Annotated in this window: 20 protein-coding genes; 10 read left to right on the forward strand and 10 right to left on the reverse strand. The window is 71.1% G+C overall.

Features of this window, described 5'->3' with window-relative positions:
- Positions 1 to 87: 87 nt before the first annotated feature.
- Positions 88 to 2,166, reverse strand: coding sequence for a glycosyltransferase family protein (locus tag QSK36_RS12230; RefSeq protein ID WP_183537794.1), 2,079 nt, complete (start codon positions 2,164 to 2,166; stop codon positions 88 to 90).
- Positions 2,167 to 2,233: 67 nt separating this feature from the next.
- Positions 2,234 to 3,139, reverse strand: a complete 906-nt coding sequence (locus QSK36_RS12235) for a LysR family transcriptional regulator (protein ID WP_183537793.1) — start codon at positions 3,137 to 3,139, stop codon at positions 2,234 to 2,236.
- Between the two features lie 116 nt (positions 3,140 to 3,255).
- On the opposite strand from QSK36_RS12235, the gene QSK36_RS12240 reads away from it, so the two are divergent.
- Positions 3,256 to 3,657, forward strand: coding sequence for a carboxymuconolactone decarboxylase family protein (locus QSK36_RS12240; protein WP_285782467.1), 402 nt, complete (start codon positions 3,256 to 3,258; stop codon positions 3,655 to 3,657).
- Here QSK36_RS12240 and wecB read toward each other — a convergent pair whose 3' ends face one another.
- Positions 3,658 to 4,785 carry a non-hydrolyzing UDP-N-acetylglucosamine 2-epimerase gene (wecB, locus tag QSK36_RS12245; RefSeq protein ID WP_285782468.1) on the reverse strand — a complete coding sequence of 376 codons (1,128 nt, stop codon included), beginning with the start codon at positions 4,783 to 4,785 and terminating at the stop codon, positions 3,658 to 3,660. It lies immediately after the preceding gene.
- 62 nt (positions 4,786 to 4,847) lie between these two features.
- On the opposite strand from wecB, the gene QSK36_RS12250 reads away from it, so the two are divergent.
- The 7 genes from QSK36_RS12250 (at position 4,848) to QSK36_RS12280 (ending at position 14,037) form a co-directional block, all read left to right on the forward strand.
- Positions 4,848 to 6,515 (forward strand): glycosyltransferase family 4 protein, encoded by a 1,668-nt coding sequence (locus QSK36_RS12250; protein ID WP_183537790.1) that lies wholly within the window; start codon positions 4,848 to 4,850, stop codon positions 6,513 to 6,515.
- 110 nt (positions 6,516 to 6,625) lie between these two features.
- Positions 6,626 to 7,888: a nucleotide sugar dehydrogenase gene (locus QSK36_RS12255; RefSeq protein ID WP_139573820.1), complete on the forward strand. Its 1,263-nt coding sequence runs from the start codon at positions 6,626 to 6,628 to the stop codon at positions 7,886 to 7,888.
- Positions 7,889 to 7,902: 14 nt separating this feature from the next.
- Positions 7,903 to 8,991 carry a glycosyltransferase gene (locus QSK36_RS12260; protein ID WP_183537789.1) on the forward strand — a complete coding sequence of 363 codons (1,089 nt, stop codon included), beginning with the start codon at positions 7,903 to 7,905 and terminating at the stop codon, positions 8,989 to 8,991.
- Positions 8,992 to 9,133: 142 nt separating this feature from the next.
- Positions 9,134 to 10,960 (forward strand): DUF4434 domain-containing protein, encoded by a 1,827-nt coding sequence (locus tag QSK36_RS12265; RefSeq protein ID WP_285782469.1) that lies wholly within the window; start codon positions 9,134 to 9,136, stop codon positions 10,958 to 10,960.
- 278 nt (positions 10,961 to 11,238) lie between these two features.
- Positions 11,239 to 11,823 (forward strand): hypothetical protein, encoded by a 585-nt coding sequence (locus QSK36_RS12270; protein ID WP_285782470.1) that lies wholly within the window; start codon positions 11,239 to 11,241, stop codon positions 11,821 to 11,823.
- Positions 11,824 to 12,006: 183 nt separating this feature from the next.
- Positions 12,007 to 12,663 carry an NUDIX hydrolase gene (locus QSK36_RS12275; RefSeq protein ID WP_139573823.1) on the forward strand — a complete coding sequence of 219 codons (657 nt, stop codon included), beginning with the start codon at positions 12,007 to 12,009 and terminating at the stop codon, positions 12,661 to 12,663.
- A gap of 93 nt (positions 12,664 to 12,756) precedes the next feature.
- Entirely contained in the window at positions 12,757 to 14,037 is a 1,281-nt protein-coding gene (locus QSK36_RS12280; RefSeq protein ID WP_285782471.1) for an acyltransferase family protein, read from the forward strand.
- On the opposite strand, the gene QSK36_RS12285 is transcribed toward QSK36_RS12280, so the two are convergent.
- Positions 14,016 to 14,825 (reverse strand): polysaccharide deacetylase family protein, encoded by an 810-nt coding sequence (locus tag QSK36_RS12285; protein WP_183537785.1) that lies wholly within the window; start codon positions 14,823 to 14,825, stop codon positions 14,016 to 14,018. The two genes, QSK36_RS12280 and QSK36_RS12285, sit on opposite strands and share 22 nt — an antisense overlap.
- A 127-nt stretch (positions 14,826 to 14,952) precedes the next feature.
- On the reverse strand, positions 14,953 to 17,061 hold the full coding sequence (locus QSK36_RS12290) for a glycoside hydrolase family 6 protein (RefSeq protein WP_285782472.1): 2,109 nt from the start codon (positions 17,059 to 17,061) through the stop codon (positions 14,953 to 14,955).
- A gap of 137 nt (positions 17,062 to 17,198) precedes the next feature.
- Here QSK36_RS12290 and QSK36_RS12295 point away from each other — a divergent pair, with 137 nt between their 5' ends.
- Both QSK36_RS12295 and hisC read left to right on the forward strand, forming a co-directional pair.
- Positions 17,199 to 17,678, forward strand: coding sequence for a hypothetical protein (locus tag QSK36_RS12295; protein ID WP_285782473.1), 480 nt, complete (start codon positions 17,199 to 17,201; stop codon positions 17,676 to 17,678).
- 75 nt (positions 17,679 to 17,753) lie between these two features.
- Positions 17,754 to 18,818, forward strand: coding sequence for a histidinol-phosphate transaminase (gene hisC, locus QSK36_RS12300; RefSeq protein WP_285782474.1), 1,065 nt, complete (start codon positions 17,754 to 17,756; stop codon positions 18,816 to 18,818).
- A gap of 280 nt (positions 18,819 to 19,098) precedes the next feature.
- On the opposite strand, the gene QSK36_RS12305 is transcribed toward hisC, so the two are convergent.
- The 5 genes from QSK36_RS12305 to purD all read right to left on the reverse strand — a co-directional run bounded on the left by QSK36_RS12305 (position 19,099) and on the right by purD (position 25,209).
- On the reverse strand, positions 19,099 to 20,061 hold the full coding sequence (locus tag QSK36_RS12305; RefSeq protein ID WP_285782475.1) for an EamA family transporter: 963 nt from the start codon (positions 20,059 to 20,061) through the stop codon (positions 19,099 to 19,101).
- A gap of 36 nt (positions 20,062 to 20,097) precedes the next feature.
- Positions 20,098 to 21,342, reverse strand: a complete 1,245-nt coding sequence (locus QSK36_RS12310) for a transcriptional regulator (RefSeq protein ID WP_161627967.1) — start codon at positions 21,340 to 21,342, stop codon at positions 20,098 to 20,100.
- A gap of 262 nt (positions 21,343 to 21,604) precedes the next feature.
- On the reverse strand, positions 21,605 to 22,882 hold the full coding sequence (gene murA, locus QSK36_RS12315; RefSeq protein WP_182897991.1) for a UDP-N-acetylglucosamine 1-carboxyvinyltransferase: 1,278 nt from the start codon (positions 22,880 to 22,882) through the stop codon (positions 21,605 to 21,607).
- A gap of 173 nt (positions 22,883 to 23,055) precedes the next feature.
- Positions 23,056 to 23,904, reverse strand: a complete 849-nt coding sequence (locus QSK36_RS12320; RefSeq protein ID WP_285782476.1) for a phosphoribosylaminoimidazolesuccinocarboxamide synthase — start codon at positions 23,902 to 23,904, stop codon at positions 23,056 to 23,058.
- 63 nt (positions 23,905 to 23,967) lie between these two features.
- Positions 23,968 to 25,209 carry a phosphoribosylamine--glycine ligase gene (gene purD / locus QSK36_RS12325; protein ID WP_285782477.1) on the reverse strand — a complete coding sequence of 414 codons (1,242 nt, stop codon included), beginning with the start codon at positions 25,207 to 25,209 and terminating at the stop codon, positions 23,968 to 23,970.
- Between the last annotated feature and the right edge of the window lie 314 nt (positions 25,210 to 25,523).

Below are 25,523 nucleotides of genomic sequence, written 5' to 3' on the forward strand. Positions count from 1 at the left end.
AACGAGCAGGTCAGAGTGTGGCAAACCGGAGGAGGCCGTCCAGGGCCGTGACGAGCCCCGGACGGCCTCCTCCCACAGGAGCACGGGTCAGATGAGAACGTGCGGCTCGGGGTTGCCGGCGAAGCAGAACTGGGCGTTGCGGGTCAGCTTGTAGTCCGCCGCCTGCCAGGTGTGGGCGGTGGCGTCCGAGCCGCGCATGTAGATGAAGTTGTACCGGTCGGCCGAGTAGATCCGGACACCCTCCTCCTTGCAGCGCCGCACGAGCCGGGTGTCCTCGCCCGCGTTGACCGCCTCGAACGGGAACGCCCGCAGCAGGTCGGTCCTGGCCAGGATCGTCGCCCCCTGGATGAGGTGGGCGTAGCGGTGCTCCAGCCCGGGCAGGCGGAAGATCGTGACGTCCTGGTCGGGGAAGTACGTGTAGTGGGCGCCCTTGCCGACCATCTCGGCGTCGGCGTAGTCGAAGGCGCGGACCAGGTCCGACAGGTAGTGCTCGCCGTAGATGTTGTCGTCGTCCATCTTGGAGATCAGCTCGCCCTCGGCATGGGCGATGCCGTGGTTGAGCACCTCGCCGAGGGTCCAGGACGGGTCGGCGGTCAGCACCTTGACGGCCGGGATGCCCGCCGCGAGGGCCTTGTCGCGCACGACCGCCGGGTCCTCCGACAGACCGTGCATGACCAGCACGAGCTCCAGGTTGCGGTGCCGCTGCCGCGCCACCTGGCTGATCGCGTGTTCGAGCTGGCCGGCCCGGTTGGTCGGCAGCACCACGGAGATCGACCGCGACCGCGGGACGACCGGCAGGCCGAGGTCGGTGAGGATCTGGTCGACCCGGTGGGAGAACAGGTGCTTGTCGAACACCTCGCGCATCGCCAGGTGGCCCTGGCGCGCCCGCAGCTCGGGGCTGTTGATCAGGTAGATCGCCCGGTTGTACGCCTCCTCCTGCGAGTGCGCGACCGGGATGAGCGGGCCGAACGTCTCCTCGATGGCCCGCGACCACCCCGACAGCACCGTGGTCGAGCAGGCCGACAGCTCGAAGACCCGGCGCGCGCACATGGTCGGCGAGTCGATCACCGAGTTCACGTTCAGGAAGACCTTGTACATCTTGTACGCGGCCAGCATCTGCTCGTACGGCAGCTCGCCGACGATGTGGGGGCGGTACTCCTCCGGCCAGGCGTACTTGTCGGCCACCGAGGCGTTCCTGGCGTAGATGTGCAGGCCGAGCGGGCGCACGGGCGCGAGGATCGTCTCCATCTGCTCGCGCCGCTCGGGATGCTTGTCGCGGAAGTACATCCCCGCGAAGACCACGTCGTACGGCCGGCCCTGCTTGGTCTGGATCGGGTTGTGGATCCGGGGCTGGGCGGCGAACTGCAGCACGCCGACACGGTCATGACCCAGAACCTCGCGATATTTCGGGATCATGTCGCCGTCGCACGTGTACACGTAGTCGAACAGCTTGGCCGTGTCGATGAAGAAGTCGAAGTTGGGCGGGTCCTCCTTGTTCCAGAAGACCGTGGGGATGCCCTCCTCGCGGCACCAGGCGATCAGGTCGCGCAGTTCCTGCTTCGGCGCGTTGGTCCCGGTCATCTGGTAGCGCCAGCGGCCCTGGTTGCCGTGCCAGGCCGACTCGCAGAACAGCATCTCCGGCCGCTGCTCGGCGAAGATCTCGCGCCAGTCCTGCAGGCCGAACTCGATCTGGTCCCACTCGTACTTGAACGCCATGCGGGAGAAGTCGTCGAGGATCACCGCGACGCGCATGTCCGGCCGTACGACCGGGCCGTCGGGCCACTTGAGACCCGGGATCTTGACCTCGGGCCCACGCGCCTCGGCGGCCGCGGCGACCTCGATCGCGGAGGGCGGCGCCTTCGGCGCCTTCTTGCCGTCCTTCATCGCCTTGCTGAGGTCGCGGGGCAGCCGGACGATCTTCTTGGGCTTCGACGCGTTCGTCAGCACCTGCGCGACCCGGTAGGGCTTCTGGGTCTGGGTGGCCTGGAGCCTCCAGAGGGCGTAGTCCGCACGGGCCTCCTGGTAGGCGAGCCGGTTCTCCAGATCGCGGATCCGCTGCTCGTACTGCTCGACGTGCTTGCGCTCCTCGGGCAGCCAGTTCACCGGCCCCAGCCGCTGGAAACGCGGGCCTTCCGAGGCCTCAGGAGTCTCGTCGGTCTCAGCCATGCCTCTCCCCCTTACGGACAAGCCATCGTAAAGGGGCTGCAGAGACCTTTGTGCCGATATAGGGGATTCAATCGACCGAGCCGGCGGGATCGCTCGTGGCGAGGGTGGTCAGCACCGAGCGGAAGCGTTCGACGAGGGGATTCCCGTCGTTCGCCCGCCAGACCATGTGGAGGGTCGTGGAGGTGCCCTCCAGAGGGCGGGCGCGGACACCGACGCGACGGAGCGCGCGGTGGGAGTCCGACATCACGGCCGCGCCGAAACCGGCGGCGACCAGGGCCAGCACCGTCTGCACGCTCCGGCCCTCCGCGCCGATACGGGGTGTCACGCCGGCGTGATCGCACAATGCGATGATCTCGTCGTAGGAGTGCGGGGAGACCTCTCGCGGCCACACGACGAGCGGCACCCGGCCGAGCGCGGTCAGGGGCGCGGCGCCGGCCCCGTGCGCCAGCGGATGCGCCGCGGGCAGGAACAGGCTGAGCGGCTCGCGCCACCAGGAGCGCGCCACCAGACGCGGGTCACGGGTGGGCAGGCGCTGGACGGCGATGTCGAAGCGGCCGTCCAGGACGCCGCCGGACATCTCGGCGTCGTTGAAGCTCTCCACCAGGCTCAGCTCGACGCGGGGCATCTCCCGGCGCAACCGGCCGAGCGCGCCGCCCAGCGGGCCGTTGATCCCCGAGCCGGCGAACGTCACCGTCAGCCGTCCGGCCAGCCCCTCGGCCGCCAGCCGGACGTCGTCCAGCGCGGCCCGCGCCTCGGCCAGGACCGTGGTGGCCCGGGCGACCAGCGCACGGCCCGCCGACGTCGGGACCATCCCCCTGCCCTCGCGTTCGAACAGCGGCGTCCCGAGCCGCCGTTCCAGCTCGTGCACCTGACGGCTGAGCGTCGGCTGCGTCAGGTGCAGACGCCGCGCCGCCGCGCTGATGCTTCCCTCCTCGCAGATCGCCACCACGTACTCGAGCAGTCTCAGGTTCATCCATACCTCCGAGGCATAGGAGATGCAGATTCCCACGCCTGCCGGGCGGGAGAGAAGGCGGGAGGGGCGAGGCTGGTCGCAGCCGGAGAGGCTTCCGCCAAGCAGAAGGAGAACCCATGGACCGCGAAGAGCGCTACGCGTACGGCCTCAAGGTGCTGAACGAGGTCGACGGCGAGGCCGGGCAGCGCGTCGTGGCGTCCCTCGCCGACGTCTCGCCCGAGCTCGGTCACCAGGTGGTGGCGTGGGCGTTCGGCGACATGTACGCCCGCCCCGAGCTGTCACCGCGGGACCGGCAGCTCGTCACCCTCGGCGTCCTGACGGCCCTCGGGGGCTGCGAGATCGAGCTCGACGTGCACCTCAACGCCGCGTTGAACGTGGGCCTCACCGCCACCGAGATCGCCGAGGCACTCCTGCACTCGGCGGTCTACGCGGGAATGCCGAGGGCGATCAACGCCACGCTGGTGGCGAAGAAGGTCTTCGCCGAGCGCGGCCTTTCCCCCGTCCAGAACCTGTCGTAGTTAGCGCAGGGCGCCCTTGGCGGCGGGGGAGAGGCTGTCGCCGCGGAGCCAGGCTTCGATGACGCGGGCGATCCGCGGCCCGGCCGCGCCGTCCCACAGCGGCGGCAGCTCGCCGCTCGGTGTGGCCGCGCCGTCCGCGAGCGCCTTGGATGCCGCGGCGGGGAGCGATGCGGGGGTGACGAGCCGGTTGGTGCCGTGGGTCACGGTGATCGGCCGCTCGGTGTTGGGCCGGACGGTCAGGCAGGGGACGCCCAGCATGGTCGTCTCCTCCTGGACGCCGCCGGAGTCGGTCACCACCAGGGCGGCACCCCGCACCAGGGACAGGAAGTCCACGTAACCGAGCGGGTCCACGATCTTCAGGTGGGGCCGGTCCACGAGGCCGGCGTCCGCCAGCCGCTGCCGGCCGCGGGGGTGCAGGGGGACGACGACCGGCACCTGCTCGGCCACCCCGAGCACGGCGTCGACCAGCTCGCGGGCCGCCTCCGGGTCGTCCACGTTCGCCGGGCGGTGCAGCGTGGCCACCGCGTACCTGCCCTCGATGCCCAGGCGCTCCTGGACCGGCGCCGGGTCGAGCTTCGGCAGCGCGGCGAACAGGCTGTCGATCATCGGGTTGCCGACGAGGTGCACCTTCGCCGGGTCCACACCCTCGTTGGACAGGTGCGACAGCGCCTCGGGCGAGGTGGCGAACAGCAGGTCCGACAGCGCGTCGGTGACGACCCGGTTGACCTCCTCCGGCATCTGCCGGTCGAAGGAACGCAGGCCCGCCTCGACGTGCGCGGTCGGCACGTGCAGCTTGGCGCAGACGAGGATCGCCGCGAGCGTCGAGTTCACGTCGCCGTACACCACCACGAGCGCCGGGCGGTGTTCGAGCACGACGTCCTCCAGCCCCGTGAGCAGGGCGGCCGTCTGCCGGGCGTGGGTCCCGCTGCCGACGCCGAGGTTCGCGATCGGCTCGGGCAGCCCCAGATCGGCGAAGAACACGTCCGACATCAGCGCGTCGTAGTGCTGGCCGGTGTGGATGATGCCCTGCCGGATTCCGAGCTCGGCCAACCCCCCGACGACCGGGGCCGCCTTGACGAAGTTGGGCCGGGCGCCCAGTACGTGCAGGACGAGGGGGTTGTCTCTCATCTACCTCGCCTTTCGTCTTCTCTCCGACCTGGGACAAACGTTGCCTATGGTACGGTCGCGCCGTGGAAACCGAGGCCAACAAGCCCGCAAAGGCCGTGTCCGCCGCGTCCGCGAAGGCCGGCCTCGGCGGCTTCCTCCGGGGGTTCGCGAGGAACCCGGTCCTCGTCTCCCGGATCTTCGTGAGCAAGGTCAAGTCCGACCCGATGCGGGTCGCCCAGGCCGCCGCCGACGCGATACCCCCCGGGATGCGCCCGGTCGTCGGTCGCGTCGCCTGGCCCGCGGCCCGGTTCGTCAAGGTCAGGACCCGCAAGATCCTGCAGCGTGCGGCCAAGGGCCCGCTGCGGGACGCCAAGGCCAACTTCGACGCCGGCCGGATGTCCGACGCGGTCGGGGTGCTCCAGCCGCACGCCCGATGGCCGTTCGTCCGCCGGAGGATGGCCTACTACGAGGGCGAGAAGGCCGCGCTCGGACCGAACCCGATCCCGCCCAAGCCGAAGATCATCATGGGTGAGCGGGTGCCCGGCCGGGTGCTGCACATGGTCACCAACGCCCTGCCGTACACGCAGGCGGGTTACACCGTCCGCACCCACCGCATCGTGACCGCCCAGAAGGCGGCCGGGCTCGACCCCCACGTCGTGACGAGCTGGGGCTGGCCCATGCTCCAGGGGCACACCGACGCCGAGCCGTACGAGGAGATCGACGGCATCCCCTATTACCGGCTGCTGCCCAAGGACGAGGTGCCGTTCGAGAGCCAGGGGCGGATGATCCGCGGCGCCGCGGACGTCTCCGAGCTGGTCAGGACCCTCCGTCCGCAGGTCCTGCACGCGGCGACCGACCACCGCAACGGCTCGGTCGCGCTCGCCGTGCGCGAGCGGACGAACACCCCCTTCGTGTACGAGGTGCGCGGCTTCCTGGAGGAGACCTGGGTCTCCCGCGACCCCGCCAGGATCGGCAGCGAGCGGCACAAACTGCAGCGTGAGCGCGAGGCGCAGATCATGCGCGAGGCCGACGCGGTCGTGACGCTCGCCGAGACGATGGCCGCCGAGATCGTGGAGCGCGGCGTGCCCAGGGAGCGCATCTTCCTCGCGCCCAACGCCGTGGACGACTCCCTGCTGACGGCCGACTACGACGGCGAGGCGTTCCGCGACCGGTTCGGGATCGGCCGGGACGAGATCGTCGTGGGCTCGGTGTCCAGCATCGTCGCCTACGAGGGCTTCGCCACGCTGCTGAACGCCGCCGCGCTGCTGCGCGACGCCGGAACGCCGGTGAAGGTCCTGCTGGTCGGAGACGGGGCCGAGCGGCCCGCGCTGCTCGAACAGGTCGAACGGCTCGGCCTGAAGGAGGCGATCCTGCCCGGCCGGGTGGGCCCGGACGAGGCGTTGCAGGCACAGGCGGCCATCGACATCTTCGTCTGCCCGCGTGAGGACCTGCGGGTGTGCCGCCTCGTCACCCCGCTGAAGCCGGTCGAGGCGATGGCGCTCGGCAAGCCGGTCGTGCTGAGCGACCTGCCCGCGCTCTCGGAACTCGTCGGCGGCGAGGGCGCCGGTCTGCTGGTGCCGCCCGGCGATCCGGCCGCGCTGGCCAAGGCGCTCGCCGCGCTGCGTGAGGATCCCGAGCGTCGCCGGGTCATGGGCGAGGCCGGTAAGGCCGAGGTCGCCGCCCACCGGACCTGGAGCAGCCTGGCCCGCACGTACCAAGGGATCTACCAGTCCTTGACCGAAAGCCGATAAACAGCAGAAAGTCGGATGTGTTGCATCAGGCATGCTTGGTTCCGAGTTGAGATAACCTTTGCCACCATGAAGTGTTGTTTCCGCCCCCAGGTTCCCCCCAAGGCCTCGTCGTGACAGCCTTCGATCTCACGATCATCGGGCTGGGATACGTGGGCATGCCGCTGGCCAAGGAGGCCACGGCGGCGGGCCTGCGGGTGGCTGGTCTGGACGTCGACCCCCGCAAGGTGGACGCCCTGAACGCCGGCCGCTCCTACATCGACGACCTGACCGACGCCGACCTCGACGCGATGCTCACCGGCGGCTTCACGGCCACGCTGGACGCGTCCGTGCTGTCGAGGTCGCGCACGATCGTCATCTGCGTCCCGACGCCGCTGGACGAGGACCACCGTCCGGACCTGTCGGCCGTCGAAGGCGCCACCCGGACCGTCGCAGAGCACCTCCAGGCGGGCACGCTCGTCGTGCTGGAGTCCACCACGTGGCCCGGCACCACGGACGAGCTGGCGCGGCCGATCCTGGAGCAGTCCGGCCTGGTGGCCGGCGAGGACTTCCACCTGGCGTTCTCGCCGGAGCGGATCGACCCGGGCAACCCCAAGTTCGGCCTGCGCAACACCCCCAAGGTCGTCGGCGGCTTCACCCCCGCCTGCAAGGAGCGGGCCGCGGCCTTCTATGCGCAGTTCGTCGAGCGGGTCGTGCCGGTCAGCGGCACCCGCGAGGCGGAGATGGCCAAGCTGCTGGAGAACACCTACCGGCACGTCAACATCGCCCTCGTCAACGAGATGGCGATCTTCTGCGACGAGCTCGGCGTGAACCTGTGGGAGGCCATCGAGGCGGCCTCCACCAAGCCCTTCGGCTTCCAGAAGTTCCTGCCGGGCCCCGGCGTCGGCGGGCACTGCATTCCCGTCGACCCGTCGTACCTGTCCTACACGGTGCGCAAGCTCGGCTATCCCTTCCGGTTCGTGGAACTGGCCCAGGAGATCAACGAGCGGATGCCGTCGTACGTGGTGGCCCGCGTGCAGCGGCTGCTCAACCGTGCCCGCAAGGCCGTGAACGGCTCGCGCGTGCTGCTCCTCGGCGTGACGTACAAGCCGGACATCGCCGACGAGCGGGAGACACCGGCCATCCCCGTGGCCGAGGCACTCCTGGAACTGGGCGCCGAGCTGTCCTTCTGCGACCCGTACGTGAAGGAGTGGGCGGTCGAGGGCAGGCAGATCCCCCGCGAGGAGGACCTGGCCGAGGCCGTGGCCGCCGCCGACGTGGTGGTCCTGCTCCAGCAGCATTCGGCCTTCGACCTCGGCGTCGTGGAGGAGCGAGCCCCTCTCGTCCTGGACACTCGCGGCGTGCTGGCCACGAGCGAACGCGTCGAGCGGTTGTAGGAAGGGTTTCGCGCGTGCACGTGCTCGTCATGACGGTGGTGCATCACCCCGAGGACGCCCGGATCCTGCACCGGCAGATTCGGGCGCTCGTCGACGCCGGTCATGAGGTCACGTACGCCGCGCCGTACACCGCGCGGGGAGTCGTGCCGCGTTCGTGGGTGACGGGTGTGGACCTCCCCAGGGCCGCCGAGCGGCGTCGCCTGGCGGCGGTGCGGGCGGCCCGCAAGCTCTTCAAGAGCATGCGCGGCAAGGTCGACCTGGCTCTCATCCACGACCCCGAGCTGCTGTTCGCGGTCGCCGGGGTGCGCCGTCGCCCGCCGGTCGTCTGGGACGTCCACGAGGACACCCCCGCGACGCTGTCGCTCAAGCCGTGGCTGCCCGCGTTCCTGCGCCCGCCGACGCGCTTCCTCGCCCGGCTCCTCGAAACCACCGCCGAGCGCCGGATGCACCTGCTGCTGGCCGAGGCGGCGTACGCGGGCCGGTTCAAGCAGCAGCACCTCGTGGTGCCGAACGAGACATGGGTGCCCGACCGGGTCAGCCCGCCCGGCGACGACCGCGTCGTCTACCTCGGCTGGCTGTCGGAGGCCCGGGGCGTCCAGGAGGCCGTCGAGGTGGCCCGCCTGCTCCAGCCGCACCGGGTGGCCGTGGAGCTCATCGGCTACGCCGACCCGCAGAGCCGCCCCCTGCTGAACGAGGCCGTCGCCGAGGGCGTGCTGGAGTGGCGCGACTTCATGCCGAACGACGAGGCGCTCAAGCGGCTCGACGGGGCGCTCGCCGGGCTCTCGCTGCTGCACGACGAGCCCAACTACCGCCACTCGATGCCCACGAAGATCGTGGAGTACATGGCGCACGGCATCCCGGTCATCACCACCCCCTCGCCGCGGGCCGTGGAGCTGGTGGAGCGCTACCAGTGCGGCCTGGTCGTCCCCTGGCAGAACCCTCAGGCGGTGGCGCGGGCGGTGCTCCAGCTCAGGGACAACCCCTTCGAGCGGATCGGCACCGGCGGGCGCGGCTATGCCGCCGCACGGGCCAACCATCACTGGCCCAACTCCGCACGCCGGTTCGTCACCCAGTTGGAGGCGTGGGCGGGCGTCAAGAGCTGACCACTCGAGAGCTGACCACGCGAGAGTTGAACCGCGGTGAACGCTGCCGCGGGCGGCTCGTGACGCCGGCCGGGCAGTGCGAACATCCGGGTAGTCTGGGCGCGGCAAGATCATTTGAACGACGGGCGGTAGTGTCCTGAAAGTGCGCTGGCTCACTCTGGTCCTAGGCGTGGCGATTCTCGCCGGTGTCGCATCAGTGGTGATCGTTTTTCGCGACGGGAGCACCGGCTCCGGCACCGCCAGCGCCGGGCAGACCGCCCCCTCGACCCCCGTGGTCGGGTCGCCGACGCACAGCGAGTTCACCGACCCCTGCGGGACGTTCGAGACCGCGGCGGCCACGCCGTACGCCGTGAGCGGCTACTGGCTGATCCCGACCTCCGATCCCTGCACCTGGCGGCGCCAGCTGGAGGCCATCCACCGCCTCGGCGGGGACACGGTCGTGCGCCTCGGCTTCGGCCTGTCGCCGCGCAAGACCGACGACGAGGGCCAGGTCCTGGAGGCGTCGACTCCCGAGGGCAAGGACCCCAAGCCCGACGCCAGGTACGCCCGCTGCGTCGAGAACGGGCTGTCCTGCATGAAGGCGGCGGAGAAGGAGCTCCAGGCGGCCAACGCGGGCAACAGCATCACGGGGACGTACGTCTACCGAACCGACGAGCGGTTCGGCCCCGGCATCCTCCGCTGCCCGCAGATGGAGCACGAGGTCGTCGTGGGGGACGCCGTCTTCTTCCGGCTCCTCGCGCCCGAGGACGGCTCGGACGACCCCACGTGCGACTTCACCCGCGAGGGGCGCGGCTACCACCTGATCCTCGTGTCGGCGGGCACCAAGGACAGCCTCAGCGAGCTGCTCGACCTCGGCGACCGGTTCGGCATCAAGGTCTTCCCCGCCCTGCCGCTCGCGCCGCGCGACCCCGAGGAGTCCACCCGGGCCGACCCCCGCCACATCGGCACGCTCACCACGCTGACCCGGCGGATCCTGCAGGACTACGGCGACCGCTTCAAGGGCCGTGAGTCGCTGGGCGGCGTCTACCAGCCGTTCGAGCTGCAGTTGCGGGACTGGCCCGACCCGAGCAAGGTCCAGACGCTCCAGGTGTACGCCGAGCAGCACTCGATCGTCGAACAGGAACTGCCGGACAAGCCGATCCTGGTGAGCCCGTACATCGACAGCCGCAGGCGGGTGAAGTACACCTCCACGCCCACCCAGGTGGCCCAGGGCTTCAAGGCCCTCGCACGCACCGGGGTGGAGATCATCGCGCCGCAGGACGGCCGGGGCACGGGCAAGGTCGGCCTGTTCTGGCCCAACTGGAAGAACCAGCCGGTGGACGACAGCCTCAAGCCAGTTGTCGGGGAGAGCACGTACGCCACGGCCTACTACGGCAGCACCCGCGACTACTACCGCGCGATGTCGCTGGCCCGCCAGGAGCTGGTCCAGGAGGGCGTCCAGGTGGAGCTGTGGGCCAACGTCGAGGCGTTCGAGCCGTCCACCTCGACGGAGACCTGCGGCCGTCAGGGCACCCGCGGGCGCACCGACAAGCCCAGGCTGGACAGACAGGTGACGCTCGCCGCGCCGTACGTGTCGAAGATCATCTCGTACATGTGGAGCGACTTCTTCACCTGCGGCTCGCCGTCGCTGTCGGAGGAGATCGCGGCGGACTGGGACCGCCCGATCCCAATCGAGGTGCAGCGGCGCGCGCGGCAGATCCAGGACGGCCTGGAGATCCGCGGCTACCACCTCGGCTCGGCCAAGGTCACGCTGAGCTGGGCGGGCCTGGACACGCCGCGGGTCGTCGACGCGGCCACCGTGGGCTGGTACGACGCCACGCCGATCCAGGGGCTGCCGGCGGGCACGGAGAAGATCTGGATCCCGGTGGACTGGGCCACGGTCCCCGACGACGTCTGGATACGGGTGGAGGTCACCTCCGCCGACGGCAGGAAGTCCGCCGAGCCGGTCTTCTACCACAACACCGGCTGACCGCCCCCTGATCGAGCCGCTCCGTTCCCCGGCCCGTCCCCCACGTCGTACCGGAGGCGCGCGGTAGGCACGTGCCGGAGGCGTGCGATGAGCACGGCCAGGCAATGTGCGTGCAAGGAACGGACAATGCCACGGCGGGGCGCCCGTGTGGGCGGCGCCGCCCGCTGATCTCCTTTGCCTGCGCCGCCGCCGAAGGCGGAGCGACGGTTGACCCCGTCCACGCCGGCATCGAAATGCCCGCCGCACAGGGCATTCGACGATCGACAAGGAGACCGCCCATGAACCGACTTCGTCACCTGCCCGCCGGTCTCGCGGCGGGCGCGCTGGTGGCCGCGATGGCCCTGGCCGTCCCCGCGGCCACCGCCGCCCAGGCCGCGAGCGGGCGTGCGAACGTCGTCACCGCGCTCGACTACAACAGCACGGGCTGGACCTACCGCCAGGTGCCCGCCACGACCCAGGTGCCGGGCTTCGCCCAGCGGGGATTCGACGACAGCGCCTGGCCGAGGGGGCAGGCGGGCTTCGGCACCACCAACGGGACCTGCTCGTGGAACAACCAGGCCAACGTCAAGACCCCGTGGGCGGTCGACACCGACATCCTGGTGCGCCACTGGCTGCACCTGCCGCGTGACGCGCAGGCGGTGCGCATCCAGGGCACGGTGGACAACGACGCGCAGGTCTACTTCAACGGCCAACTCGTGCAGAGCGTCAAGAGCGGCGCGTGCGCCGCCGGGGCGATCGACGTCGTGGTGCCCGCGACCTACCTCGACTGCTGCAATCTGCTCGCCGTACGCGGCCACGACGCCGGTGTGGCGGCCTACCTGAACCTCCGGGTGACCTACGTCAAGCCCACCCAGGCGCTCTGACGTTCCCGGCGGTGCGTCGCCCGGCATCGGCCGCGCTGTGCAGGTCGCGCTGTGCCGGGCGACGCCCGGGGACACGAATCCCGGTCACGGGGATGTGGAGCGGTGGTGAAGCTCCCGCCAGGGGCCGGGCCGGCTGACTCCGGACGGCCCGAGCCGCGGCCCGCGTCCTGTAGCGTGCTGGACATGATCCCGCGTATCCCGGTCAGCGTGGATCTTGTCGTGCTCACCGTCAGGTCCCAGCAGCTCAGCGCCCTCGTCTGGCGGCGCGACCGGCCGCCGTACGAGGGCAGGTGGGCGCTTTCCGGCGGTTTCATCAAGCTGGAGGAGGACCTTCCCGCCGCGGCGGCCCGCGTGCTCGCCGAACGGGCCGGCCTTCCCGGGGCGCCGGTCCACCTGGAGCAACTCCAGACCTACGGCTATCCGGACCGCGATCCGCGCCAGCGGGTCGTCAGCGTGGCCTACCTGGGCCTCGCTCCCGACCTGCCCGCGTCCACCGAGGCCCACATGAGCTGGCAGCCGGTGGCCGAGTTGACGCAGATGGCCTTCGACCACCGCAGGATCATGCTCGACGGCGTGGAGCGGGCCAGGGGCAAGCTCGAATACACCTCGCTCGGCGCCGCCTTCTGCCCGCCCGAGTTCACCGTCGCCGAGCTGCGCCGCGTCTACGAGATCGTCTGGGGACGTCCGCTCGACCCGCGCAACTTCCACAGGAAGGTCACCAAGACGGAGGGCTTCCTCGTGTCCACCGGGCGCACCACGACCCGGGACGGCGGCCGTCCCGCCATGCTCTACCGCCGGGGCCCCGCCGTGCTGCTGCACCCGCCCATGCTGCGCACCTGACCGGCCGCGCCCGGCGGGGCCGGGCCGCACTCTACACAACCAGCGCTGGGTTAATCCCGACTCACAGGGATCTTTCAGGATATATTCCGGCCTATGCTGGCTGCGGCCCCCCGCATCACCGATGCGCCGGCCATTCCCCCTGGACCGTCCCGGCTGCGCGTGCTCGACCTTCTGCGGTTCTGCGCGGCACTCGGCGTCGTCCTTTTCCATTTCGGCGAGACGCGCGCCTGGGGCACGCCCAACGCCTTCCCCGCGCTGAGCATGGCGACCATGTTCGGCGTGTACGGCGTGCGCCTGTTCTTCCTGATCAGCGGATTCGTGATCCTGATGAGCGCCTGGGGCCGCACGCCGGGCCACTTCGCGGCGTCGCGGATCGCCCGGCTGTTCCCGGCGTACTGGGCGAGCGTGCTCGTCCTGGGCGGCCTGGCCGTCGGCGGGCTGATCACCGACCACCGGCCGAGCCTCACCGAACTGCTGGCCAACATGACGATGCTCCAGCACGGCTTCGCCGTACGCGACCTGGAGATCGTCTACTGGACGCTGTGGCAGGAACTGGTCTTCTACGCCCTCATCGCCTGCCTCGCGGCCGTGGGGATCACCTACCGCCGGTGCCTGGCGTTCATGGGGGCGTGGGTGCTGCTGCTGGCGATCGCCGACCGGGTGAACGCCGATCTGCTGCAGGCGGTGCTCGTCCCGTTCAGCGCGCCGTACTTCATCGCGGGGATGGCCCTCTTTCTCGTCCACCGTTTCGGCGGGTCGCTGTTCCCCTGGCTGTTCGTGGGCGTGGGCTGGATCCTCGGGCTCTACACGGCGCTGAACGAGGGACCACCGGCGATCCGGAGATATGGGCAGGCGCTGGGCTCGGCGCTCGTGGTGGGCGTGATCTCGCTGATCTTCCTGGTGATGATCCTCGTGGCGGTCGGCGCGTTCGACCGGATCGACTGGCGGTGGCTCACCTTCCTCGGCGCGCTGACCTATCCGCTCTATCTCTTCCACCACCACGTCGGGTTCCTGCTGATCCAGTGGCTCCACCCGGCGCTGGGCAACCGCCTCACGCTCCCGCTGGCCGTGGCCGCCGCGCTCGTGGTCGCGTACGGCGTGCACCGGCTGGTCGAGCGGCCCCTGCAGCCCCGGATGCGAGCGGCCCTGGACCGCTCGCTCACGGCCGACGCCGGTCTCGTCCCCCTGGCGGAGACGGCGGTCGCCTCTCCCATGCCTCCGGGGCCTCCGCCGGTGTCCACAGTGGCGCCGCCGGTGTCCCCGGTGCCTCCGTCGGTGTCGGCAGTGCCTCCGCCGGTGTCGCTGCCGCCGGGGGCGCCGGCGCCGTACGCGGAGACGACGCCCGGGGCCGGTTACTTGCCGCGGGGCGGGTAGACCTCGCCGGGGCGCAGTTTGCGGCCCTGCAGCAGGGTCGTCAGCGTGACGAACTTGTAGTGCTGCTTCTCCAGCGCGGTGAGCACGCCGGGCATGGCCTTGACCGTCTCGGGGACGATGTCGTGCAGCAGGATCACGCCGTTGCGCTTGGCGAGCTTCAACGTGCGCTGGGCGATCACCTTGGTGTCGCGGGCCTGCCAGTCGAGCGTGGACCCCGTCCACAGGATCTGCGGCAGCCCCAGATCGGCCATGAGGCTCGCGATCCTGGAGTCGGTCGCGCCGTTCGGCGGGCGCATGTAGTCCGGCATCTTGCCGATCGTCTGATTGATGATGTTCGAGGTGCTCGAGACCTCTTCGAACACCTCACCGTCGGACAGTTCGGTGAGCGAGGGGTGGGTCCAGGTGTGGTTGCCGATGTCGTGCCCCTCCTCGTAGATCCGCCGGGTGAGCTCGGGACGGTAGGCCACCTTCCTGCCGAGCAGGAAGAAGGTGGCCTTCGCCTTGTGCTTCTTCAGCGTGTCGAGCAGCGCCGGGGTGTAGGGCCAGGGGCCGTCGTCGAAGGTGAGGGCGATGCACTTGTATCGGGCGCAGTAGGGCTCGTCCTTCTTCTTCACCCCGGCCGGGGTCGCGGCCTTCGCGCTCACGGCCGCCGCCTCGGTGGTCGCGGTCTTCGCGGTCACGGCCGCCGCCTCGGCAGTCGCGGCGGTCGCGGGTCCGGCCGCGGTGGGGACGACGCACACGCCGGCGGCGCAGGCACCGGCCATCACGATTCTTGCTTTCCGCCACATGTCGCTGGATCTTAGTGCTTGCTCTCGAACCCGAGATTTCGGGCGGTTCCCACGACGTGGATCGGTCTCTGCGCCGGATTCCCGACGAACGACCCGAACCGCCCGCACGCCGGGACTGAACCGCTCATCAGAGGGGCGGAACGGCGTCCTTGGCCCGCTGGAGGGCGAGTTCGGGCCACCACGTGCCGCCGTAGGGCGGGACGACGCCGTACACCGGGTCGGTGGAGCCGCCCTCGCCGCGGTCGCACCGGTCGTCGGACATGCCGGCCGGCCGCACCCACAGGTACGCGTCCACGAGCGCGCTGCCGGTGCGGGTGGTCGGCCGTACGCCGGCGCCGCGTCCCGGCGGGTTGCACCAGTCCTGGGGGTCCTTGTACCTGCCCTCGGGCGGGGTCCACTCGCCCTTGCCGTTCCTGCTCGTGTCGATCACGAAGTGGGGGAGCCCGGCCGTCCCCGCGTCCGTGCCGGCGTCGGCGCAGGCGCGGCCGCGGCCCTGCGACTTGGTCTTCACGCAGGCGGCGAGGCGGGTGCCGTACGCGACGAGCTGGCCGGTCTTCTGGAATCCGGAGACGTTGAGGTAGAAGCCGTCCGCGTCGGTGATCCCGGCGTCGACCAGCCGGGTCGCGGCGACCTCCGGCGCCGGCCAGCCGTCGAGGCTGCCGTCGAGGTAGACGGCGGTGTTCGGCAGCGCGCCGAGCCGCTTGGCCGCCGCGGCGAGCATGCGCAGCCTGGCGCCCTGGTCGGCGGCGTCGCCCAGGGAGCAGTCCGGCGAGCCCGGCAACTCCGCGAGGCTGTTCGGCTCCAGCACGAACACCGCCTTGCGGTCGCCCACCGCCGACGCGAGCGCGCCGATCCAGGCGAGGTAGTCGGCCGAGTCCGCCGCGCCGCCGTCCTCGTTGCACGCCCGCAGCGGGATGTGGTCGGTGACGAAGACCGCAACCGCGTCCTGCCGCGCCGCGGCCTCCAGCGCGGCGCTCGCCGCGCGGGCGGCCTCGACCGCGCTCGTCTGGCCGAGCCACACGGCCCTGGGCACAGCGGCCAGCTTCCGCATCATCGCGGCGTCCCCGGCCCGCCCCGCCGCCTGCCAGACGTCCGCCTGGTGGGCCTCGTCGCCGGTCGGGCTCGCGTAGAGCCGTACGGCCTGCCCGCGCAGCGGGTTGCCGCCGGAGGCGCTCGCGATGGTGCGCGCCGGCGGTGTCCGGGACGGCTCGGGGTCGCCGGACGACGCCGCCTGTACGGCGACGACCACGCCCGCCGTGACCACGATGGCGGTGGCAGCGGCGGCGATCCCCACGCCCAGGCGCGACCGGCGGCCCGTCCCGCCCGCCACGGCCGTGGGTGCTCCTCGCACGCTTGCCGCCACGGCCGTGGGCGCTCCTTGCACGCTCGGAGGCGCGGGCTCGGGTGCGGGCTCGATGGGCTCGTGGCCGGTCAGCATCTCGACCAGTCGCCGCGCGGTGGGACGCCGGGCCGGGTCCTTCGCCAGCGCCAGGTCGACGATCGACCGCAGCCGGGGGTCGAGGCCAGAGATGTGCGGGGGCTCGTGCAGCACCCGATAGAGGATGCTCGGGATCGACCCGCCGCTGAACGGCGCCCGGCCCGAGGCGGTGTACGCCACCAGCGCGCCCCAGGCGAAGATGTCGGACGCCGGGGTCAGCCGGTCGCCCTTCGCCTGCTCGGGCGACATGAAGGACGGCGTTCCCGCGACGATGCCGCTGATGTCCGCGGTGGTGTCGGTGACCTGGGCGATGCCGAAATCGATGACCTTGGGACCGACCGGTGACAGCAGCACGTTCGACGGCTTGAGGTCACGGTGGATCACCCCCGCGCTGTGGATCGCCTGCAGGGCCACGGCCACGTTGACCGCCACCGCCTCCAGGCTCGACCCCGACAGCGGCCCGCGCTCCCGCACGACCTCCTGCAGGGTGGGCCCCGGGACGTACTCGGTGGCGAGGTAGGCGACGTCGCCGTCCAGCCCCGCGCCGAGGACGGCGGCGGTGCAGAAGCGGGCGACCCGCTGCGCGGCGGCGACCTCGCGCTGGAACCTGCGCCGGAAGTCGGGGTCGGCCGCCCACTGCGGGTGGATCACCTTGACCGCCGCGTCGCGGTCGTCGGCGTCCCGGCCGAGGTAGACCGTGCCCATGCCGCCCTGGCCGAGCCTGCCGAGGATGCGGAACGGTCCGATCCGCCGGGGATCGCCGTTCCGCGGTCCGTCGCCCTCCGCGCCGCTCGTCATGCTCTCCCCGCTCGCCGGTTACCGCGCGATCCTAACCACGCGATCCCCGGCCCACCAGGGAGGTACAGCGGACGTCAAGGGCCTTGAAAGCGCCCCGGGACAAACTGCCCGCAACGACAGAGGAAAGGACCCCAGCCATGGCCCTCACCCGCTCCCTGGCAGGCATCACGCTCGCGGCCGGCATCCTGGCCCTCGCCCCGCTCGCCACCGCGACGGCCGCCCAGGCCACCGCCGCCCCCAAGCCCTGGGGTCCCTACTACGCCATCGGATCGAAGGCCAAGGTGAGCGGTTCGCTGACCGCCGCGGCCAAGGACGACCCGAGCCTGCCCGCGCCGTACGTCAAGGTCGCCGGCAGTGTCACCAGCCTGACCCACAAGGCGTCCACCTGCGGCTGGGCCCTGTTCCGCGTCAGCTACTTCGACGCCGCCAACAAGCCGCACCTGGCCTACCGCAACTACCGCACCTGCTCGTACGGCGTGAAGAAGGCGTTCGCCTTCACCGTCAAGAACGTCGGCGAGGTCGAGCTCAAGACCTGCTCGGAGGCCAAGGCCGCCAAGCCGTCCCTCAACTGCCAGTACGCCGGCACCTGGAAGACGCTCTACGCCTACTACAAGTAGGGCCGGGGCCGGCGGGTCGTCCGCAGGGGGTGTGCGGGGTGCCGCCCGACCAGGCGGATCTCCTATCGTTAGGACATGTCTCGATTCCGCTCGATCCTCGACACCATGCCGGCCTACAAGCCGGGCAAGGCCGTGGTCTCCCCGGACGGCCGGTCCTACAAGCTGTCCTCCAACGAGAGCCCCTTCGGACCCCTGCCGTCGGTGGTGGAGGCGATCGCGCGGGCGGCCACGGAGGTCCACCGCTATCCCGATCCCGGCGCGGTCCGGCTCACCGAGACGCTCGCGGAGCGGTTCGGCGTGCCGTACGACCACGTCGCGCTGGGCGCCGGCTCGGTGGCGGTGGCCCAGCAGATCCTGGAGGCGGTCGGCGAGCCCGGCGCCGACGTGGTGTACGCCTGGCGCTCGTTCGAGGCATACCCGCTGCTGGTCGGCCTCTCGGGCGCCAACGCGGTCGAGGTGCCGCTGCGCGACGAGACGCACGACCTCGACGCCATGGCCGACGCCATCACGCCGGAGACGCGCCTGGTCTTCGTGTGCAACCCCAACAACCCGACCGGCACGGTGAACCGGGCCGACGAGCTCGCGCGGTTCCTCGACCGCGTGCCCGAGAACGTCACCGTCGTCCTCGACGAGGCCTACCGGGAGTACGTCAGGGACGCGGACGTGCCGGACGGCCTCACGCTCTACCGCGAGCGCCCCAACGTCGCCGTCCTGCGCACGTTCTCCAAGGCGTACGGCCTGGCGGGGCTGCGGGTCGGCTACCTGATCGGGCACGAGCCGGTGGCCGCCGCGGTCCGCAAGACGCTGCTGCCCTTCGCGGTCAACCACCTCGCCCAGGCCGCCGCGATCGCGTCCCTGCAGGCCGAGGACGAGTTGCAGGAGCGGGTCGAGACCGTGATCAAGGAGCGCAGCCGCGTCAGGGAGGCGCTGCTGTCGCAGGGCTGGACGGTCCCGCCCACCGAGGCCAACTTCGTCTGGCTGCGCCTCGGCGAGCGCACGATGGAGTTCGCGGGGACGTGCGCGGCCGCGGGTGTCGCCGTGCGCCCGTTCGACGGGGAGGGGGCCCGGATCTCCATCGGTGATAGCGAGGCCAACGACGTCTTCCTCGCCGCCGCCGAGGCGTTCCGGCGGGCGTCCTAGCGCGCCGGATACCGCTGGACGAGCTCGTCCGCGATCCGCCCTATGTGGTCGAGGCCGGCTCCATCCGTGACCGGGACCCGGGCCGCCACACTTTCGCGATCGCGGACGAGCGCGAGCAGGATGTGCTCGGTGCCGATGTAATCAAGGCCGCGCCGTTCCTCGCATTTCCCCTGCGAATATCGCGGGATAATCGGCAGATTGCAGCGAAATCAAGTGCCTGATTCGGTCACGGCCTCGAATTACCGGTTTCGCTCGCGCGCTTCATCGAACCGGCTCGATTTCACGGTTCGGAGGTCGGCTGGGCGGCGGTGACGCGCCCCGGGACCGCGGCGGTCTCCTCTCCCGGCGGTGTCGCGGTCCGGCCACGGCGTTCGGTGGAGACCACCAGCGCGACCCCCACCACGATCAGGGCTCCCGCCACGAGCATGGCCGCGGTGACCGGTTCCGACAGGACCGCCATCCCGAGGATCACCGCCACCACCGGGTTCACGTACGCGTAGGTGGACACGAGCGAGATCGGGGCGTGGCCGAGCAGCCAGATGTACGAGGTGAAGCCCACCAGGGAGCCCACCAGCACCAGGTAGGCCAGGGCCGCCCACGACTGCCAGCTCACCGCGCCGAGGTGCAGCCGCTCGCCCTGCACGAGGCCCATGACCAGCAGCGCGCTGCCGCCCACCGCCATCTCGACCGTGCTGGCCACGAAGGGGTTGGCCGGCATCGGGATCCGCGGGGAGATGAACGATCCCACCGACCACGACAGCGAGCCCAGCAGCACCACGGTGATGCCCGCCCCGCTGCCGGACGCGCCGCCGCCCCGGAGCGAGAGGAAGGCGACTCCGGCGAAGCCCACCAGCACGCCGGCCAGCGTCAGCATGTGCGGCCGGTCCCTGAAGACGGTCCTGAGCACGATCAGCCACAGCGGGGTCGAGGCGACGAGCAGCGCGGCCAGGCCGCTGGAGATGTGCTGCTCGGCCACGGCGACCATGCCGTTGCCCCCGGCGAGGAGCAGGAGCCCGACCAGCGCGGCGCCCCCGAACTCCCTCCACCGCATGCGGAACGGCACGGCCCTGACGAGCAGGACCGTGCCGAGAATCAGCGCCGCCGCGACGAAACGGAGCCCACCACTCGTCATCGGCGGGAGGGTCTGGATGGCGATCGCGATGCCGAGGTACGTCGAGCCCCACACCACGTACACGGCCGCCAGCGCCAGCCACACCCGTGCGTCATGACCGTTTCGTTCCATGGGTCATGACAATAGACCGTCGCTTCTGAACGGTGATTACCGGTTCAGCTTCTCCACGATCAGCCGGTAGAGCTGTCGCGGCCGGCCCGGCTGGGGGGTGCGGTTGGGCGGAAGCGGCCACGCGAGTCCCTCGTCAACCAGCGTGCGCAGCAACCGCCTGGCCGTGCGCGGGGTCACCCCGAGCATGCGCCCGGCGCCCTCCGCGTCCACGACCGTGTCCCCGCCCTCCAGCTTGGCGGCCAGGCGCGCCAGCACCTCGACCCCCTTGGGCTTGACCGGTCCGCCCGGCTGGGGCGGCATCCGGGGCGGCGGCACCAGCGCGCGGCCCTCCCGGTCCACCGCGAAGCCCTGCGGCTGCTTGCCGCCCTGGGTGCGGGCGAGCGCACCCCTCGCGTGCGTCTCGGCCTCGTGCGTGGTGCGGCCCATCCCCACACCCACCTCGACGGCCAGGCCCAGTTCCTCGCGGATCCGCGCGGCGAACGGCAGCACCCGGAACCCGTCCGTGGCCGTCGCGATCGAGCCCTTCGTCGCCACCACGAGGTAGCTGTGGTCGTCGATCGGCCACACGCTCGCGTTGATCCGGTTGGCCTCCTGCACCAGCAGGCGGTGCAGCGACAGCCGAAGCTCGTCGCGCCAGTAGCGCGGCGCGGCCCGCCTCACCGGCTCGCGCAGCGTCGGCACCTCGACCAGCACGACCGTGAGCTGCGACTCCTCCAGCCGGTGGCGGGCGCCGAGCAGCGACGCCGTGTGCAGTGCCGTACGGACGGCCGCTGAGGTCGGCCGGATCGGCACCACCGGCACCCCGGCGGCGGTCAGCCGGTCGGCCACGCCCTGGACGCATGTGAGCGCGCCCGTCGTGGCCCCCTGGCGGAACAGCCGTTCGTGAAAGGCCGTGATCGTGCCGACCGGGCCCGGCTCGTCACGGCTGTGCACCTCGCCCGAGGAGAGGTTGAGGTCCATGTACGCCTCGTCGATGTCCGGCCGGCCGAGCACATCGAGGCTCACCCGGCGGGGATCGACCCGCTCGTCCAGCGCGGCCCGCGCGATCGCCGCCACGAGCGCGGCCCCGCCGAGCTGCACGTGCGTGGCCGGCATCGTCAGCACGCCGGCCCGGCGGGCGAGCTCGAAAGGCACCGGACTCGCGAACAGGCACGCGTCCACACCCGGACCGAGCCGGGTCACCTTGTCCGCCGCCTCCTGTTCGTCCCGGTACGCGGCGGCGACCAGCCGGCAGGGCACCGGGGCAGCCGAGTGCCCCATGAGCATCACCCGCTCGACCAGATCGTGCGACCCCACCACACCGATGGTGAGGTCGGGTGTCACCGTGCCCAGACGTGACCCGCGCGGAGTGTCTTCCGTGCGCTCGACCAATGTTCGTCCCATCCCACGTCGCCCTCGTTGTTGTGGCTTCTCTTTGGAACGATCGCTGGTTAAGGCCGTAATGTCACGCCCAGATTTGCCGGAATACCATTCTGGGTGGTCTCGGCTGTTCCGTAAATCGGAAGGTCCCCGCTGGTCAGGGCATTAGTAAAGGTTTCCGGACTCAGCCCTCGTCCGAAGTGGAAATTTCACGCACCACATCTGCGCCGAGTGCCTGCATACGCTGCGCGAGCGCGGCGTGACCGCGGTCGATGAGATATCCGGACCCGATCGTGGTCTCGCCTTCCGCCGCGAGACCGGCGAGCACGAGCGCGATTCCCGACCGCAGATCGTGCGCCGTCACCTCGGTGCCGTGCAGCGGCGTCGGACCGTGCACGACCGCTCGGCTGCCCTCGACCTCGACGTTCGCCCCCATCTTGTTCAGCTCGCCCGCGAGCGCGAAGCGGCCGTCGAAGATGCGCTCGTGGATGTAGCTGGAGCCCTCCGCGAGGCAGGCCACGGTCATCAGCGGCGACTGCAGGTCGGTCGCGAAGCCGGGGTAGGTGTCGGTGATGACGTTGATCGGGCGCAGCGGGCGGTTGCGGCGGACCTGGAGCACCGCGCCGTGGTTCTCGAACTCGACGCCCATCTGCTCCAGCTTCCACCGGACCACGCCGAGATGCTCGAGGGAGGCGCCGACCAGGCTGACCTCGCCTCCGGTGATCGCCGCGGCCATCGCGAAAACGCCCGCGTCGAGCCGGTCGGGCATGACCGTGTGCTCCACCGCGGTCAGCTCGTCCACGCCCTCGACCGTAATGAAGCCGGTGCCGCCGCCGCGGATGCGCGCGCCCATCCGGGTCAGCATCGTGATGACGTCGAGCACCTCGGGTTCGAGGGCCGCGTTCTCGATGACGGTGGTGCCCCGCGCCAGCGAGGCGGCCATGATCAGGTTCTCGGTGCCGGTGTGCGACGGGGTGTCGAGGTACAGCGGGGCGCCGATCAGGCCGCCGGCCTTGATGTGGATGACGGCCTCGCCCTCGTCCACCATCGCGCCCAGGCGCTTGTATCCCAGGTAGTGGAAGTCGAGGTTGCGGCTGCCGAGGTTGCACCCGCCGACGCCCTCGATGATCGCCTCGCCGAGGCGGTGGAGCAGCGCGGGGACGAACAGCACCGATCCCCGGAACCGGCGGGCGATCTCCGCGGGCAGGACCGGGCTGGTCAGGCGGGAGGCGTCGATGACGAGCGTCCGCTCGCTCTCGTGGAACTCCACCTTCGCGCCCACGGCCTGGGCGAGCTCGACCGCCCGGCGCACGTCCTCGATGACGGGCACGTTGCGGAGCACCGTGCGGCCCTCGGCCGCGAGCAACGCCGCCCCGATCATGGGCAGTACGGCGTTCTTAGCGCCCTGGATGAAGGCGGTTCCACGCAGTACGTTGCCCCCGCGCACGCGGTAACTGACCATGAATTGCTCCTATTTCGGGGGAAGGGTGGGGGACTCCCGTCAGCCGGCAGCCGGGTCGTCGGCGAGGACGATCGGCCTAGAGTAGCCGCTGTTCCAGGAGTTTCGGGGAGGAACTACCCCCAGAACGCATGGGGGAACGGGTCACTTGAGACTACTTGTGTGACCTGTGTGATTCAGCCGCGGAAGCGCTCGCCGGTCAGCCGCTCGTACGCCTCGACGTAGCGGCTGCGGGTGCGCTCGACGATCTCGTCGGGCAGCGGCGGGGGCGCCTCGCCCGACGACCTGTCCCAGCCCGACTCGGGGGACAGCAGCCAGTCCCTGACGAACTGCTTGTCGAACGACGGCTGGGAGCGGCCCGGCTCCCACTGGTCCAGCGGCCAGAAGCGGGAGGAGTCGGGCGTCAGCACCTCGTCGCCCAGGGTCAGCACGCCGTCGGCGTCCCAGCCCAGCTCGATCTTCGTGTCGGCCAGGATGATGCCACGTTCCAAAGCGATCTCGGCCCCGCGGCTGTAGACGTCGAGGGTGATACGGCGCAGCCGCTCGGCCACGTCCTCGCCCACCTCCGCCGCGACCTCCTCGTACGTCATGGGCTCGTCGTGCTCGCCCATGGGGGCCTTGGACGACGGCGTGAAGATCGGCTCGGGCAGCCGGGACCCGTCGGTGAGCCCTTCCGGGAGCCGCACACCGGAGACGACGCCCTCCCTGCGGTAGTCCACCAGTCCCGAGCCGGTGAGGTAGCCGCGGGCCACGCACTCCACCGGCACCATCCGCAGCCTGCGGCACAGCACCCCGCGGCCGGCGAACTCCGCCGGGACGTCGGCCGAGACCACGTGGTTGGGAACCACGTCCTTGAGCTGCTCGAACCACCACAGCGACAGCCGGGTGAGGATCTCCCCCTTGTCGGGGATGCCGGGTTCGAGCACGTAGTCGAAGGCCGAGATGCGGTCGGACGCGACCATCAGCAGCAGCCCGTCGGGGGTCTCGTAGAGGTCGCGTACCTTGCCGGAGTGCAGGTGCTTCACCGTTCCATCTTCCCAGCTCTCCCGCGCGCCTGAAGCAGGGGGAGAGCCGGGCGTCAGGAGGCGTCAGGCCGACGCGGCGGCCAGGGCGATGTCGGATCGGTGGTGGGAGCCGCGCATCGTGATCTGCTCCAGCGCCTCGTAGGCCCGAGCCCTGGCCTGGGCGACGCCGGCGCCCGTGCCGACCACGTTGAGCACCCGCCCGCCGTTCGACACGAGCCGGTTGTTCCCGTCGAGGGCCGTGCCCGCGTGCAGCACGTACGCGCCCTCTACCGTCACCGGAAGCCCCGCGATGGGGTCGCCCTTCACCGGGTCGGCCGGGTAGTTCTCCGCGGCGAGCACCACGGTCACGGCGGCGCCGTCGCGCCACCGCAGCGGCGGGTGCCCGGCGAGCGCGCCGGTCGCGCACGCGAGCAGCAGCTCTCCCAGGGGGGTCTCCAGCCGGTCGAGCACGACCTGGGTCTCCGGGTCGCCGAACCGCGCGTTGAACTCGATCACCCGGGGGCCGTCCGCGGTCAGCGCCAGCCCGGCGTACAGCACTCCCGTGTACGGCGTGCCGCGCCGCGCCATCTCGGCCACGGTCGGGCGCACGATCTCGGCCATCACCTGCTCGGACAGGTCCTCCGGCGCCCACGGCAGCGGGGTGTACGCCCCCATGCCGCCGGTGTTGGGGCCCTTGTCGCCGTCGTAGGCCCGCTTGAAATCCTGAGCAGGCTGCAGCGCCACGGCGCTCGTTCCGTCGCACAGCGCGAACAGCGACACCTCGGGGCCGTCGAGGTACTCCTCGATGACGACCCGCTCGCACGCCCTGGCGTGCTCCAGGGCCTCCTCGCGGCTGTCGGTCACGACCACGCCCTTGCCGGCGGCCAGGCCGTCGTCCTTCACGACGTACGGCGCCCCGAACGCGTCGAGCGCCGCCGCGGCCTCCTGCTCGGTGGTGCAGGTGTACGCGCGCGCGGTCGGCACCCCGGCGGCGGTCATCACGTCCTTCGCGAACGCCTTGGACCCCTCGACCTGCGCCGCCTGCGCCGACGGGCCGAAGCAGGCGATTCCGGCGGCCCTGACGGCGTCGGCGACGCCGGCGACCAGCGGCGCCTCGGGGCCGATCACGACGAGGTCGGCGCCCAGCCGCTCGGCGAGCGCGGTCACGGCCGCCCCGTCGGTCGGCGTGACCTGGTGCAAGGTGGCCACTTCGGCGATGCCGGCATTGCCGGGGGCGCAGTGGACCTCTACGACGGCGGGGTCGAGCCGCAGGGCCCGGCACAGAGCGTGCTCGCGACCCCCGGAACCGATGACAAGTACGCGCACCCGACCATTGTCGCAGCGGTCGGCCGCCTCCCGTTCTCAGGCGTGGGCGAGCGCCAGGGTGGAGGCGCCGAGGATGTCACGCAGAGCCGTACGGGCCTGGGTGAGGTCGGCTATGCGGGAGTCCAGCTCGGCTGACGACGTGGAGCATGCCGATCTGCCCCGTTGGGGTGGGGATACACACCGATGGCTAGATTGTGCGGGCTGTTTTTGGCAAGAAGTGCATGATCGGTGGGACTTGACGCCGCTACCCTGGAACAGGTGTCCAACGGCCGTGTGGTAGGTTAGACAGGCTTCGCGCTGTCTCGTGGCGATTG

The organism is Microbispora sp. NBRC 16548 (genome assembly GCF_030268985.1).
GTDB classification, from domain to species: Bacteria; Actinomycetota; Actinomycetes; order Streptosporangiales; family Streptosporangiaceae; genus Microbispora; species Microbispora catharanthi.

Coding starts and splice junctions, on each gene's coding strand:
- QSK36_RS12230 (WP_183537794.1), bottom strand. CDS start 2,166: ATGGCTGAGACCGACGAGACTCCTGAGGCCTCGGAAGGCCCGCGTTTC.
- QSK36_RS12235 (WP_183537793.1), bottom strand. CDS start 3,139: ATGAACCTGAGACTGCTCGAGTACGTGGTGGCGATCTGCGAGGAGGGA.
- QSK36_RS12240 (WP_285782467.1), top strand. CDS start 3,256: ATGGACCGCGAAGAGCGCTACGCGTACGGCCTCAAGGTGCTGAACGAG.
- wecB (WP_285782468.1), bottom strand. CDS start 4,785: ATGAGAGACAACCCCCTCGTCCTGCACGTACTGGGCGCCCGGCCCAAC.
- QSK36_RS12270 (WP_285782470.1), top strand. CDS start 11,239: ATGAACCGACTTCGTCACCTGCCCGCCGGTCTCGCGGCGGGCGCGCTG.
- QSK36_RS12275 (WP_139573823.1), top strand. CDS start 12,007: ATGATCCCGCGTATCCCGGTCAGCGTGGATCTTGTCGTGCTCACCGTC.
- QSK36_RS12280 (WP_285782471.1), top strand. CDS start 12,757: ATGCTGGCTGCGGCCCCCCGCATCACCGATGCGCCGGCCATTCCCCCT.
- QSK36_RS12285 (WP_183537785.1), bottom strand. CDS start 14,825: ATGTGGCGGAAAGCAAGAATCGTGATGGCCGGTGCCTGCGCCGCCGGC.
- QSK36_RS12290 (WP_285782472.1), bottom strand. CDS start 17,061: ATGACGAGCGGCGCGGAGGGCGACGGACCGCGGAACGGCGATCCCCGG.
- QSK36_RS12295 (WP_285782473.1), top strand. CDS start 17,199: ATGGCCCTCACCCGCTCCCTGGCAGGCATCACGCTCGCGGCCGGCATC.
- hisC (WP_285782474.1), top strand. CDS start 17,754: ATGTCTCGATTCCGCTCGATCCTCGACACCATGCCGGCCTACAAGCCG.
- QSK36_RS12305 (WP_285782475.1), bottom strand. CDS start 20,061: ATGGAACGAAACGGTCATGACGCACGGGTGTGGCTGGCGCTGGCGGCC.
- murA (WP_182897991.1), bottom strand. CDS start 22,882: ATGGTCAGTTACCGCGTGCGCGGGGGCAACGTACTGCGTGGAACCGCC.